The organism is Mycobacteriales bacterium, from assembly GCA_035533475.1.
Classification (GTDB): Bacteria; Actinomycetota; Actinomycetes; order DATLTS01; family DATLTS01; genus DATLTS01.
Map to the genome: position 1 here is coordinate 45,077 of DATLTS010000014.1, position 13,941 is coordinate 59,017.

General features: G+C 74.4%; 11 protein-coding genes. 1 reads left to right on the forward strand and 10 read right to left on the reverse strand.

Annotation, left to right across the window (positions count from 1 at the left end; translation table 11 throughout):
* Positions 1 to 6: 6 nt before the first annotated feature.
* The 5 genes from VNG13_01745 to VNG13_01765 are packed head-to-tail and all read right to left on the reverse strand — an operon-like array spanning position 7 to position 6,533.
* Positions 7 to 750, reverse strand: a complete 744-nt coding sequence (locus VNG13_01745) for a maleylpyruvate isomerase family mycothiol-dependent enzyme (protein ID HVA59243.1) — start codon at positions 748 to 750, stop codon at positions 7 to 9.
* A 12-nt stretch (positions 751 to 762) separates the two neighbouring features.
* Positions 763 to 2,067 (reverse strand): MFS transporter, encoded by a 1,305-nt coding sequence (locus tag VNG13_01750; protein HVA59244.1) that lies wholly within the window; start codon positions 2,065 to 2,067, stop codon positions 763 to 765.
* Positions 2,064 to 2,501, reverse strand: a complete 438-nt coding sequence (locus VNG13_01755; protein ID HVA59245.1) for a MarR family transcriptional regulator — start codon at positions 2,499 to 2,501, stop codon at positions 2,064 to 2,066. Before VNG13_01755 ends, VNG13_01750 begins: the two co-directional genes overlap by 4 nt.
* A gap of 41 nt (positions 2,502 to 2,542) precedes the next feature.
* Positions 2,543 to 3,340, reverse strand: coding sequence for an aquaporin (locus tag VNG13_01760; protein ID HVA59246.1), 798 nt, complete (start codon positions 3,338 to 3,340; stop codon positions 2,543 to 2,545).
* 7 nt (positions 3,341 to 3,347) lie between these two features.
* Positions 3,348 to 6,533 carry a SpoIIE family protein phosphatase gene (locus VNG13_01765; GenBank protein HVA59247.1) on the reverse strand — a complete coding sequence of 1,062 codons (3,186 nt, stop codon included), beginning with the start codon at positions 6,531 to 6,533 and terminating at the stop codon, positions 3,348 to 3,350.
* A 152-nt stretch (positions 6,534 to 6,685) separates the two neighbouring features.
* Here VNG13_01765 and VNG13_01770 point away from each other — a divergent pair, with 152 nt between their 5' ends.
* A complete protein-coding gene (locus tag VNG13_01770; protein ID HVA59248.1) occupies positions 6,686 to 6,916 on the forward strand; it encodes a DUF2530 domain-containing protein in 231 nt (76 codons plus the stop codon).
* Here VNG13_01770 and VNG13_01775 read toward each other — a convergent pair.
* The 5 genes from VNG13_01775 to VNG13_01795 form a co-directional block, all read right to left on the reverse strand.
* A complete protein-coding gene (locus tag VNG13_01775; GenBank protein ID HVA59249.1) occupies positions 6,913 to 9,981 on the reverse strand; it encodes an ATP-binding protein in 3,069 nt (1,022 codons plus the stop codon). The two genes, VNG13_01770 and VNG13_01775, sit on opposite strands and share 4 nt — an antisense overlap.
* Positions 9,982 to 9,985: 4 nt before the next feature.
* A complete protein-coding gene (locus VNG13_01780) occupies positions 9,986 to 10,783 on the reverse strand; it encodes a DUF3027 domain-containing protein (GenBank protein ID HVA59250.1) in 798 nt (265 codons plus the stop codon).
* A 153-nt stretch (positions 10,784 to 10,936) separates the two neighbouring features.
* Positions 10,937 to 11,767 (reverse strand): 1,4-dihydroxy-6-naphthoate synthase, encoded by an 831-nt coding sequence (locus VNG13_01785; GenBank protein ID HVA59251.1) that lies wholly within the window; start codon positions 11,765 to 11,767, stop codon positions 10,937 to 10,939.
* Positions 11,764 to 12,483, reverse strand: a complete 720-nt coding sequence (gene mqnB, locus VNG13_01790; protein ID HVA59252.1) for a futalosine hydrolase — start codon at positions 12,481 to 12,483, stop codon at positions 11,764 to 11,766. The genes VNG13_01785 and mqnB overlap by 4 nt, the downstream gene beginning before the upstream one ends.
* Positions 12,484 to 12,493: 10 nt before the next feature.
* On the reverse strand, positions 12,494 to 13,891 hold the full coding sequence (locus VNG13_01795; protein ID HVA59253.1) for an MFS transporter: 1,398 nt from the start codon (positions 13,889 to 13,891) through the stop codon (positions 12,494 to 12,496).
* Between the last annotated feature and the right edge of the window lie 50 nt (positions 13,892 to 13,941).

Here is a 13,941-nt window from a genome sequence, read left to right on the forward strand (position 1 = left end):
ACCGGCTCACTCCGCCGCGGCGGCCATCTGCCGGCGCATGGCGGCGATCAGGTCGAGGTCGCCGCGCAGGTCGACCGCCTCGTCGCCGAGCCGGCCCCACAGCCAGTACAGGACGTGGGAGGGGGTGCCGGCGACGGTGGCACCGGCGGCGCCGGTGGGGTCGCGTTCGAAGTCGAGGCCGTCGGATCGCCCGGTCATCCGCCAGCTGGCACCGGGCGTGACGACGGCCATAGTGCGGTCCGCCAAGGATGGGTCGCCCTCGCCCCAGAACCCGAGCATGCGCTCGAGGAACTCGTCGATCCCGTCCACCGCGACCAGGGCGTCGACGTGGTGCGGCTCGCCCGTGGCGAGCTCGGCGTCGGCCCGGTGGATGACCGTCTCGTGGGCCATCCGGCGGCTCCAGAATCGAGCGTTCTGCTCGCGCGGGAACCAGGTCCATAGCGCGGTATCCGCAGGAGTGGACTTCAGCGCGCCGAGCAGGTCGGCGAGTTGCTCGTCGAACCAGCCGAAGACCGCCTCTCCGCCCGGCGGCGTGGCTTCGGGCTCGGGTGGGTCGCGGAGTCGCTCGCGCACGATCGTCGCCTTGTGCGCGTAGCCCCCGCCCACGTGCCCGACGAGGTCGGCCACGGTCCACCCCGGGCAGGACGGGACGATCGCGTCGAGCCCGGCCCGGCGCCCCGCGGCAACCAGCGCGGGGGCGTCCCGGGACAGTTGGAGGATCGCCTTCGGCGGATCGAGGTGGATGTCCATCGACGCCGCAGCCTACGAGGCCGTGGCCACCTCGTCGATGTCCGGGCGCGGCATCGGGGCCTCCTCTGGCAACCGGATATGCACGTGCGGGTGCCGCCGGAACAGGTGCGGCTCGACCCGGAGTTGGCGGCTGCGGGCCAGCACGAGGCCGACGACGAGCGCGGCCACCGCGGAGATCGCCCCGCCGAGGATGAGGCTGTACCGGGCGCCGGCAACCTGGGCGACCCAACCGACGATGGGGGCTCCGATCGGGGTTCCGCCGAGAAACACCAGCACGTAGAGGGCCATCACCCGCCCGCGCATCGCGGCCGAGGAACCGAGTTGCATCGTGGTGTTCGCCGCCGTCGACAGGGTGAGCGCGGCCACCCCGGTCGGGATCAGCAGCAGCACGAGGGTGAGGTAGCTCGGCATCAGGCCGCTGATCGTCTCGAGGATGCCGAAGGCCAGCGCGGATCCGATCAGCAGGCTCTGCCGCGGCCGCGGGCGGCGCGCGGCGAGCAGGGCACCGATCAAAGAGCCGAAGGCGAGCGCCGTGGACAGCAGCCCGTAGCTTCCCGCGTTGCGATGGAAGACGTTCTTTGCGATCAGGGCCATCGTCATTTGGAAGTTCAGCCCGAAGGTGCCGACGATCCCGACCAGCACGATCGGCCAGAGCAGGTCCGGGCGGCCCCGGACGTAGGCGAGGCCGGCCCGCAGTTGGCCGGCGGCGCGCGGCTGGCGCGGCGCGAGGTACAAGTCCGCCTCGCGCATGAGCACGAGACCGCCGATCACCGCGAGGAACGAGACGGCGTTGAACAGGAAGACCGGCCCGGTCCCGATCGCCTCGATGAGCAGGCCGGCGGCTGCCGGACCGGCGATTCGAGCCAGGTTGAAGGTCGCGCTGTTCAGGCTCACCGCGTTGACGACCTGTGCCGGTCCGACCAGCTCCGCGACGAACGCCTGCCGGGTCGGGGTGTCGATCGCAGACGCCAGACCGAGCAGGAAGGCGAGCAGGTACACGTGCCAGAGCACGACGCTGTGCGTGACCACGAGCAGGCCTAGGGCGAGCGCGAAAGCTCCCATGACCGCCTGGGTGACGATGAGCAGCCGGCGCTTCGAATGCCGGTCCGCGACCACGCCGCCGTAGAGGCTGAGGAACAGCGTCGGCAGGAACTGAAGCGCGGTTGCGTAGCCGAGGGCAGAGCCGGAGCCGTGGGTCAGCTGGACCACCAGCCAGTCCTGGGCCACCCGCTGCATCCAGGTCCCGGTGAGGGAGACCACCTGGCCGGCCGCGAACAACCGGTAGTTGCGAACTCGGAGCGAGGAGAAGATCGTCATGACTGGGCCAGGCGGTCGAGGATGGGCACGGCCGCGCGGAGCACCTCCAGTTCGTCGGGTTCCAGCTCGGGCAGGCGGCGAGACAGCCACGCATCTCGCCGGCGACGGTCGGCGGCGAGCAGCGCCCGACCCTCGGCGGAGAGCGCGACGATGGCCTGCCGGCCGTCGGTCGGGTGGGCCGTGCGCCCGACCAGGCCCTTGGCCTCGAGCAGGGCGATGGTCCGGGTCATCGACGGCGGACGGACCCGCTCGTGTCCGGCCAGCTCGCTCGGGGAGAGCGGCCCGTGGCGCTCCAGCGACCCGAGCGCGGCCATCTGCGTGAGCGACAGACTGGCGTCGGTGCGCTCCGCGCGCAGCCGCCGGGCGAGCCGCATGACGCCTATTCGCAGGGCACCGGACAGTTCGGTGTCGGCGCGGGTCGTGCTCTTCGGCATATCGTTAGCATAACTCATGAGCCTCGCTAACGGAAGCGCCGCTACCGACCGGTGCCGCTCACGCCCTGGGCGGCGAGGTCGCCCGCCGGCGACGGCCGCCCGCGCAGCAACCAGGCCAGCCCCACGGCGAGCAGCGCGCCGAGCACGGGGCCGGCCAGGTAGATCCAGCTCGAGCTGAGCCGGCCACGCACCAGGTCCGGGCCGAGGCTCCGCGCCGGATTCATCGAGGCGCCGCTGAGCGGGCTCGCCCACAGCCCGGCCAGCGCGACGTAACCGCCGACTGCGATCGCGGCATTGTGGCCGACGTTTCGGGCGCCGGAGGACGTGCCGAGGATGACCGAGACGAGGCCGAGGGTGAGCACGACCTCGACGACGAACGCGGTGCCGGAGCTGACCCCACGGACCCGGGTACTCGCCCCGAGGTCGCCGACCACTCCGAACAGCGCCCGGAGCAGGCCGGCGGCCGCTACCGCCCCGAGCAGCTGGACGACGACGTACCCGGGCACCCGCCGCCAGGGGAAGTGACCGCGCACCGAGAACCCGATGGTGACCGCCGGGTTGAGGTGCGCCCCCGAGGTCTCCCCCACGGTGTAGATCAGCGCGAGCACCATCACGCCGGGCGCGACGACGGCCGCCACCCGACCGATCCCTCCGTGGCTCACCGCATCGGCAACCCCGGCCCCGGCGGCGACGAGGACGAGGAAGAAGGTGCCGACGAACTCGGCGACCAACCGGCGCCACTCCTGACCGGGATCGGCGAAGGACCTCAGCCCGGTCGACCAGCGCTCCTCGGCCAGCCGAGGGGTGGCGCCGGGGAGCAGGTGGGCGGGTCCGGACATCCCGAGCTCACCCGACCGGCAGCTTGACGGCGAGCAGCGCCATGTCGTCTCGGGGCGCGCCCGCACAGAAGCCGAGGACCGCTGCCTCCAACTCCCCGACCAGCTCGGCGGCCGTAGCCGCGGTCGAGTTCATGAGCGTCATCGCCAGCAGGTCGTCGGCGAATCTGCCGTCGGCGGAACGGCCCTCCAGGTAGCCATCGGTGAAGGCTACGAAGACGTCGCCCGGACCAAGGCGGATCTCGACGACGTCCAGCGTCGGCACCGCAAACCAGCCGAGCGCGCCACCCCCAGTGTCGATCGTCGTAACCGACCCGTCGGCGCGGCGGAGCAGGGCCGCCGGGTGCCCGCCGGAGCACAGCGAGATGTCCAGCCCGCCGGGCCGCGGGGTCAGCTCCGCGTAGACGGCGGTGGCAAACAGCTCGCCGCCGGTTCCCGGCTCGGCGATGAGCAGCGCGTCGTTGAGCTCGGCCAGCACGTCATCCGGCCGTGCCGCGTGCCGGGAGGCGACTCGCACCGTGTACCGGACGAGCGCGGCGAGAGCGGCCGCCGCGACTCCCTTGCCGGGCACGTCGGCCACCAAGGCGGCCCAGGTCGGCGGATCGCGCCGCAGCCCCCAGACGTCGTAGACGTCGCCACCGGGGTCGCTGCCGTGGCCGGCGCAGTGATAGCGCGCGGCCAGCTCGAGGCCGGGGATGGCCGGCAGGCTCGCCGGAAGAAGGCTCTGCGCCAGGGCGACGGCGGTCTCCTCCAGGGCTCGGTGCGATCGAGCGTTGTCGATGGCCATACCCGCCCGCCGGGCCAGGTCCCCGGCGAAGTCGAGGTCTTCGCCGTCGTAGTGCCGGCCGGACTCGGCTCTGATCATCGTGAGCACCCCGAGCACCCGCCGGCCCACCGCGAGCGGGACGAACAGGATGCTCGACATGCCGAGCTCGCGAAGAATCCGCAGCTGGTCCTCGTCGACGGCGCCTTCGACGAGCATCCGGTCGGTGACGTTTGCGTGGAGCCGCCCGATCCCGCTGCGGATCACCTCGGCCGGCCCGGCGGGGGCGTCGAGCGACGCCCAATAGCGCCGCTGAACCTCCTCGGCCATGGCGACCTTGGTCGGGTCGCTGTGGGCGACCGCGACGGTTTCGAGCCGACCGTTCTCGACGATGGCGACGGTGCACCAGTCGGCCAGCCGGGGAACGGCGAGCCGGGCGAGGTTGGCCAGCGCGGTCCGATAGTCGAGGCTGCTGCCGAACTCCGCGGAGGCGTCGGCGAGGAAGATCAGCTTGTCCCGGGCATCTTGAGCTTCGTCGAGGGCGAGGGACCGGGCGATGGCCTGCGCGCAGACATCGGAGAGTGCGCCGAAAAAAGCCCGGTCGTCGTCCTCGAGCGGCCAATTACCCTGAAGCGACAGGGTGAGAACGCCCAACCGCTGCGCCTCGACCGTCAAGGGCAGGCAGACCAGGGTCCGGTCGTAGAACTGCCCGAGGCCCGCCAGCTCCGGATAGCGCAGGTCCCAATCGGCCCGGCCGGAGACGACGACGATCTGGCCGGAGCGAAAGGCCTCGCTGGCCGGCAGTACCGCGTCCACCGGATAGGAGCGGTAGCGGGCCAAGCTGACGTCCTGACCACGACGGCGGCTGCGCAGCTCGAGCGCCCTGCCGTCCCCGCTGACCAGCGACGCGGTAGCCACCTCCGCGCCGACCATTCCCGCCAGGTGCTCGACGACCAGGTCGAGCACCTGCGCCGAACCTGGCGCCGCGGCCAACGCGGCGGTGACCGACTGGAGCCGCCCGAGACGCTCTGCTGTCCGGCGCTGGCCTTCGAAGAGCCGGGTCCGTTCCAGGGTCTGCGCGGTCTGCGCCGCGAGCGCCAACAGGTAGTCACGCTCGTCGCTGTCGATCCGCCGCGGCTCCGCGAACGAGAAGCTCAACACCCCGACGACCCGGCCGCCCACGGCGAGCGGGACCACCGCGAGGGACTCGGCCCAGACCGGGACCCCGGCGGCCCAGCTCGGGCCCGCCGGATCGGCCGCGCCCTCCTCCGCGTACCTGCGGAGGAGGCCCGCGTCCCGGCCGAACTCGCCGACCGGGAGCAGGACGTCGCCGGGTCCCCGCAGGGCGAGTAGTCCCCCGGCGGCACCCAGCACGGCCCGTCCCTCGCCGAGGATGACGCCGGGGACCTCCTCCGACGACGTGGCCGCGGCCAACGCGGCGGTCATCGACTGGAGCCGGGCGGCCCGCTCGCTGGAGCGCTGCCGGGCGGTGATCGCGCGCAGCTCCGTCAGGAGCCGGGCCTCGAACGACTCGGGCACCGCGGCAGGCTCGCCCGCGGCGGCCCTTCGGAGGTGGTCCACGAGGCCCTCGACGTACCACCGGCGGAAGACCCGGTACTCCGCCGGGGACTCGAGGGTGAGGAGTCGGGCGTCGCGGGCGTACGCGTCCGCCTCGTCCAGACCGGCAAGGTAGTCGAGCCCGGCGTCGGCGGCGTCCAGCGGCAGCGTCAGCGTCAGCGTGACCCGGAGGTCCCCGCGCCCGGCGGCCGCGATCGCCTGCCGCTTGATCGACTGGCGGGCCTCGGCGAAGCGGTGCACCACTCGTTCGATCAGGTCGGCGAGCTGGCTCGGCACCAGTGGGGTACTGCCGGCGCTCGCCCCGGCAGCGGCGAGGGTGAACTCCCGGATCAGGCTGTCCACGTGGTTTTTCGCCGCGAGCAACAGGTCGGTGGGCACGTCGCCCAGGGTCACCCGGTAGCGCCGGCCGGGGAGTTCGGCGTCGTCGTCCCAGCCCGCCAGCCGGGCGTCCGCGTCGGCATCCACCTCGAGCTCGGCGGACTCCCCCGCCGGGTCCAGCAGACACCACACGACCTTGCCGGCGTCGGTCGTGTCCACCCCGAACCGGGTCGCGATCGCCCGGACGAGCGTCAGTCCCCGCCCGGTCATCCCCTCGCCGTCGTCCAGCCCACGCAACGGGCGGATCCGACTCGTGTCGGCCACCGCGATCCGCAGTCCGGGCGAGTCCATGCTCAGCTCGAGGCCGACCGGCGGACCGGCGTGGAGCAACGCGTTGGTCACCAGCTCGCTCACGATCAGCTCTGCGTCAGCGACCAGTTCGGGGAGCCCCCACGAGCCGAGTCGGCCACGGATGAATGCGCGAGCCAGGGGGACCGCATCGGTCTCCCCGGCGAGCGACAGCACCTCGCTGATCACAACCTCACCCCCAACTCGCGGCGCGAGTCCGAGAGTAGGCCGACGGCGGCCCGTCGCCCCCTCGACCGGCCAAGTCTGGGCAGTCGCGTTGGGGACGGATGCCCTCGTTATGGCACAAAAACCGTGCGCTTGGACCGGGTTAGATTGGGCACATGGCCCGCCGCCCGGATCCACCACCGCTCGCCACGAACGACGCGCGCGCGGTGGCGGTCGGGTTGGCGCTGTGGCTGGTCGCCCTTGCGGTGCTGGTGCCGATGCATGCGTCGCTGTCCCGCCACCACGAGATCTGGTGGATCTGGACCTGCGTGGTCGGTCTCGTCCTCGGCGGCTACGGGCTGTGGTTCGTCGTCTGGTTGCAGCGCCGGAGGCGATCGCCCGGCTAGTCGAGGTCCGTCTCCGTGCGCAGCCGCTCCACCAACTCGACCGGTGCGTCGTCGGCGAGCAGCGCCGCTTCGGTGAGAACCGCGCGCAGTGTCCAATCGCCCACCGCCCAGGCGGCCCCACGGCCGAGGCCGATCATGCGGTGGCCGGCGTCGACGTGCAGCACCCCGTCGGCGAACCACCACGGCACCGTCCGGCCGCCGACGCGCAACGGGGTGTGCTCGACGTAGGACGTCGGCAGGCCCGGCACCAGATCGCGCAGCAGCCCGGGGACGTCGCGGTCGCTTCCCACCGACTCGACCGGGTGGTCCCCCCGAAGGCCCAGCACCTGGACCCCCAGCGCCGCCCCCAGCGCCGCCCCGACCTCGAGCCGGCAGGGCAGCACCGCCCGACCGTCCGCGAACGGCGCCCGGTCGGGTGCGGCGAGCACGACCGCGTCTCCGGGCGGGACCACGTCGAGGCGGCCGCCCCGGACTCCGCGGACCTGCCCGGGGGGTCGCTGTGGCGGGCGTTCGGCCAGCCAGCCGTGCAACGTCCGCACGATCCTGCGGTCCAGCACGCGGGCCGGATCGGCGAGCCGGGCCGCCACGTCGTCCGGGTCGGCGTCGTCGAGCGATCGCAGCACCCCGAGCGCCGCGGCGAACTCGGCGTCGACGAGAGGGGGTGCGGGGTCGTATAGACCGTGCAGCTCGGGGTCGGCGTCAGCGGCGCGGAGCCGATCGGGCCGGGCCCCGTCGAGCACCGGATGCCGGGCCAGCCACCAGGCGGTGTAGGGCACGCGCGGATAGCGCCGGCCGCCGGCAAGCACGTGCACCGGCTCGACGACGAGGGCCCGCAGCCGCGATCCGCCCAGCAGTTCGAGCACCCGCGGCCAGACATCCGCCCGGACCAGCTCGAGGTCGCGGACCGCGCCGAACTCTGCGATCACCGCGTCGTCCGCCGCACCGACCGAGTCGCGCAGCCAGGCCAGCCAGCCGGCCTCCGCGTCGAGGTCGTGCTCGCCCGGGCCGTCCAGTGACAGCTCCGCGTCGGCAACCGTGGCGAACCCGTCGAGTACCCCGACCGCCGCCAGGGCGTCCCGGCCCCAGCGCTCCACGAGCGAGACGTCGACCCGGCCGAACGGCGCGTCGTCCTCGACCAGCCCGGCCAACACCCCGTCCGGCAGCAGCAGCTCGCCGGCCGGATAGGGCTCGCCGTCCGCACCCGGCAATGCAAGCTCGGACAGCCAGGGCCGGTCGGCGAAGGTGGCCCCGGATGCCGCGACCAGTCCGAGCACCGCGTCCGCGAGCAGGTTCGGATCCGCGCCGTCGAGCGCCGCGTCGAAGGAGGCCTCGACCGCCGCCCGCAACCGCGGCTCGTCGAGGAGGCGGGCCGGGTCGGCGTCGCTCGCACCGAGCGCCCGCAGCAGGGGGTGCGCGGCCGCCGGGTGCACGACCCGCAGGTCCAGCGCCTCCACCACCGCCGGTGCTAGCCCCTCGCCGCCGAGGACGAGGCCGCGCGGCCCGCGGGCCAGCCGGCCGTCGGTGAGCGGGACCGGCAGGCCGGCCAGCGGCTCGCGCTCGGCGGGGGTCGGCGGGAGGGCGGTGTCGAGGCCGACGTAGACGGCGAACCACCAGTCCGGCGGCCGATCGGCACCGGCTAGCGCATCGACGACCTCGGCGAGACCCGGCCGGCGCACACCGAGGACGGCCAGCGCCCGGTCCCCGTCGCCGCCGGTCCAGCCCGCTTCGAGCAGGCCACCGATCACGCCGGCCAGCGGCTGGACCAGCGCATCGTCGAGCGCGATCGCCTCGCTCGGCCGGAGCCCGCCCTCCGCGGCCCCGGCGGGGACTGCGGGCACTGCGGGCACTGCGGGCACTGCGGGCACCAGGAAGGCCGTACCGGCCAGCTCGGCGAGGATCGCCCGGCGCAGCTCCGCGTCGAGCTCGCCGGCAGCCGGCCCGGTGGGGACCAGCCGCAGGCGGGACGGCAGCGCCGGCAGCTCACCGAGGACCGCCGCGTACCCCTCCGCGGCCCGGGCCACGAGGAAGTCCCGGAGCGGGCCGGGCGCGACGTGGCGCCGGGACGGGTCGAGCGGGAAGCTCGCGATGAGCAGAGCCGGCAACCCGAGCGGCTCATCGGTCGGGGTCGGTGCCCGGGCGACGCCGTCCACCGGGAGGCGTCCGGATGGCTCGCCGGCCGAATCCACCGGAACCGCCCAGGTCACGTTCCAGACCGGCCGCCAGCGCTCCTCCACCGGTCGCTGCTCGAGCAGGCCGGGCGCGAGTTCGCCACCGCCACGGCGGACCCGCCACCTGGTGACCTCCGGTCCGTCGTGGATCTCGACGAGGGTGTCGGGGCCGACGGCGGCGTGCAGCCGGCGCACCCGGCCGTCGATCTCCACCTCCACCGTCGCCAGGTCGGGCAGCGCGAGCAGCAGCCCGGGATCGACGCCGCCGAGCATCTCGCGCACCGCGCGTTCGGCGTCGCCGTCGCGCAACGGCAGCACGACCGCCGTGTCGAACCCGGCCGGCGGCGGGGTGTCGTCCGGCCAGGGCAGCCGCAGCAGGGGCACCCCGCCGCCCCGGGCGTCGATCTCCGCGCGCAGGCCGGGCACCGCCTCCGCCGCCCGGCGGCTCTCCGCCGCCGACCAGCGCACCCCTCCGGTGGTGGAGCGGATCGCCGGCTGGTCGCTCACCGCAACCACCGCTGCGAAGCCGACCCCGAAGCGTCCGATCGTGCCCGGGCCACGCTTCGCCGACGCCCGCAAACTGACCAGGGATTCGACGCCCGGGCGGTCCAGCGGGGCGCCGGTGTTGGCGGCGACGAGCACACCGTCGGCGAGGGTGAGCCGCAGCGCACCCGCGGTGCCGTCCGATGCTCGGCGCGCGGCGTCCGCTGCATTCTGGGCCAGCTCCACCACCAGCCGATCGCGGTAGCCGCCGAGTGCGTGGTCCTCCTCCGAGTTCGCGTCCTCGCGGAAGCGGGACACCGACCCGGCCCAGCCGGCGAGCACCCGGCGGCGAAGCTCCGCGGTGTCGAACCGGTCGGCGGTGTCGAACCGGTCGGCGGCGCCGGCCCGGCTCACCGGGTCAGGAATGGCCGAGCGGCTCGGCCGAGTCGGTGTCCGTCACCGAACCGACGGCGTGTTCGGGCGCCGCGGGATCGACACCGAACTCGTCGAGCAGCGGCGGCGGCGGGGCCGCCAGGCTGGTGACGACGACGACCTCGGAGTGCGCCCCGCACCCGTGGTCGACGGCGACCACGCGGCCGTCGTCCGGGGCGTAACCGTTCCCGCATGCTCCGAAAGCCTGCCGCAGGGGACCGGCCAGCGGAAGGAAGAACCCGCAGGTCGCGCAGGGCACGGCGACCGCCTTGGCGATCGGCGCGTCCGGGCCGGCCGCGCCCTCGTGCCAGCGGGTCGCCGCCAGGTCCCGGCCCTCCGGGGAGAGCACCCGCGGCCGGCCCAGACCCAGCTCGAAGGCGACCTGGTCGACGTCGTCGTCGCTGACGTCGAAGAACGCCGGCACCAGTCGCGGGTCGTCCGCGGCGGTTGGCAGCAGGTCCCCGACGCCGAGGTCGCCCGGGCGCAGCCGCTCCTGCCAGGGCAGCCATTCCGGGGCCAGCAGCGCCTCCGGGCCGGGCAGCAGCACGACCTCGTCGACGCTGGCGGTCTTCCCGCGGGAGGCCCGGCTGACGGTGACCGACCAACGCCACCCCCGATAGGCGCGGTCGAGGCAGGCGAAGTAGTGGGTGAGCAGCCGCTCCCCGTCGGCGTCGACCCCCTCGTGCTCGCCGACGACGTCCAGGCCGCCGACCTCCACCGCGACGGCTCGGGCCAGGTCGACCGCGTCCACGAGGACCCGGTCGGTCGCGCTGCTGGTAGGCACCCGGCCATTGTCCCCCAGACGTCGCCCCCACGGCGAGTGGGCGGTTGTGCCGGGGCGATTCGCCCACTCGGAGCGTGGCACCCGCGCACATTCGCCCACTCGCCGCGGGGCGGGCGGCTGGCGGGCGGCGGGCGGGAGGGAGCGGGGGCGGCCTCAGCCCACCGGGTCAAGGGCTCCGGGGCGGATCGCCGGCACCAGACCCGCTGCCTCGGCCCGGGTGAGCAGACCGCGGACGGCGGCCAGGCCATCGACGCCGAGGGCGAGGCTGTGCTCGGTCACGTACAGGCCGATGTGCGCGTCGACGACGTCGGGCTCCATCTCCTGAGCGTGCTCGAGCACGTAGTCCCGGGAGGCGGCCGGGTTGGCCCACGCTCGCCGCAGCGAGCCGCGAATCGCATCGGCGACGGCGGCGACGTCGAGGCCGCGCCGGGCGACGATGGCCCCGAGCGGGATGGCCAGACCGGTCTGCTCCTCCCACCATTCCCCCAGGTCGACGAGGCGGGTGAGGCCGAACCGCTGGTAGGTGAACCTGGCCTCATGGATGACCAGGCCGGCGTCGACCCGGCCCTCCCGGACCGCCGGCATGATCTGTTCGAACGGCATCACCTCGACGCCGGCCAGGTCGTGATCCGCCGCCCATAGCCGGAACAGCAGGTAAGCCGTGGTCCGCTCGCCGGGCACGGCCACCCGGGCGCCATCGAGGCGGCCACCCGCCGGCGGCGACGCGACGAGGACGAGCGGCCCGCATCCCCGCCCCAAGGCCCCCCCGGCGGGTAGCAACGCGTACTCGTCGAGCACCCAGGGCAGTGCCGCGTAGGAGATCTTGAGCACATCGAGCCGGCCCGCCTCGGCCAGCCCGTTGGTGACGTCCACGTCGGCGTACGTCACCTCGACGGGGGGCGCGCCCGGGACCAGCCCGTGCACCCAGGCGTGGAAGATGAAGGTGTCGTTCGGGCAGGGCGAGATGGCGAGGGACACGGTCACGGCGCGGCCGCCGGGGCCAGGGCTTCCAACGGCGCCGCGGCCAGGGCGGCAGTCGCCGCGCCCAGCGCACCGAGGGCCGCCGAGATCCGCCAGCCAGCCCGGTCCCTCGCCCCCACCAGGTTGCTGACCGCCCGCAGCTCGGCTGCGGGGCATCCGTACAACGCGGCGGCCTGACCGACCCCGGCGCCCTCCATCGCCTCGGCCAACCCGTGGTGCCGGTCGGTGAGGAGCCCGGCCCGGGCCGCGGTCCCGGTGACGGTGGCGACCGTGAGAACCGGGCCGACGCTGGCGGCGAGCCCGGCGTCACGGAGCCGGTCCGCGATCTCCTCCGCGAGCCCCGCTGGCGGGTAGAAGGCCACCGCCGCACCGAACGTCTCCGGACCCAGATATCCGGCCACCGTCTCGACGCCCAGGTCGGCCGGCACCATCGAATCGGCGACGACGAGGTCACCGGCGGTCAGTTCGGTGCCGAACCCCCCGGCGATGCCCACGCAGAGCACCAGGTCGACCGGCACATGTGCGAGCGTCGCGGCGGTGGTGGCGGCGGCCGCCATCGGGCCGACCCCACCGACGATCACGGTGAACAAGCCGGCCGGGGTCTGCACCTGCTGGCCGGGCACCGGGCCGAGCGCGACGGTGGCCGCGGCCGGCAGGTCGGCGAGGACGGCGAGCGCCTCGACCCGGGTCGCGGTGACGAGCAGGATCCGCGCGGCCATGCGGCCGAGGCTAGCCGGGCCGCCCGGCCGGCCGGCTGCCACGTGGCCGCGACGACGGTGGCTGGCCCACCGACGGCTCCAGCGGACCGGCCGGCCGGCCGGCTACCCGGATCGCGAGCAGCAGCGGAGCGACCAGGGCGACACAGACCAGGGCGACCGCCGCCAGCCCGTTTCGGGGCAGCACGACCCCGGTCAGTCCGCCGGCCACCCAAGCCAGTTGCAACACGGTCTCGGTTCGGGCGAACGTGGACGTGCGGACCGCCTCCGCCACGTCGCGCTGCACGACCGCGTCCAGGGCGAGCTTCGAGATCGACTGCCCGGCAGAGGCGACGAGGGTTAGCGCGAGCACCGTGAGCACGCCGAAGAGCAGGGCGGTCCCGAGCGCGGCGGCAGCCGCGGCGCCGAGCGCCACCGCAGCCAACAGCTCGGGTCGGACCGCCCGGCTCCGGGCACCGAGGGCGGTGCCGAGCAGGCCCCCGGCGGCCGCGGCGGCGGCGAGCATCCCGAGTTCCAGGGTGGAGCTCAACCCGCCCAGGTGATGGCTGCGGACGAGGAAGGCGACGAAGAGCAGGAGAAAACCAGCGAGCGCCCGGAGCGCCGCCGCGCTGCGCAGCAGTCCGGCGACCGACGCCCCAACCGTGCCGAGGCCACGCAGCGCGCGGGTCGGGCGCTCCGGCAGCGGCTCCTCCCCGGCCGGGGAGTCGGCGTGCGGCGGCACCCGGAAGGCGAGAAACGTGCCGAACAGGTATAGGAGAAAGGCGAGACGCAGCGTCCACTGACCGCCGAACAGCTTGTCGACGCCGGCCGCAACCGGGGCCACCGCCGCCACGGTGACGAGACCGCCGAGCGAGATCCGCGCGTTGGCCTGCACCAGGGTCGTCGACGGCGGGGTGACGCGGGGCACGATCGCGCTACGAGACACCCCGTAGGTCTTGGACAGGACGAGCAAGCCGAAGGCCGCCGGGTAGAGCGCGAGCGGTGCGGAGGTGGCGATCGCCCGGCCGATGACGAGGGCGAGGACGGCGCGGCCGACCAGTGACGCGGCGATCGCCACGCGCCGTCCGCGGCGGAACCGGTCGAGGAGCGGACCGATCACCGGGGCGATCACCGCGAACGGCACCATCGTGATGAGCAGGTAGAGCAGCACCCGGCCGCGCGCGGTGCCGGTGGGGACGCCGAAGAACAGGGTCCCGGCCAGCGCCACGGTGACCGCGGCGTCGCCGGCGGAATGCACGGCGTGCAGTTCGAGCAAGGCGGCGAGCCCGGAGCGGTCGGCGCCGCCGCGGCGGATCCAGCGACGCAGCCAGCGGGTGCCGTCCCGCAGCCGGAGAGCAACGCGACGGACGACGGCGACGACCGCGGCGGCATGGTCGCGGAAGGCCGGCACCCCTCCAGTGTCGTCGCTCATCGACCGGGCGTCGGCAACTCGGTGAAGCCGTCACCCCGTCGGGGGCGGCA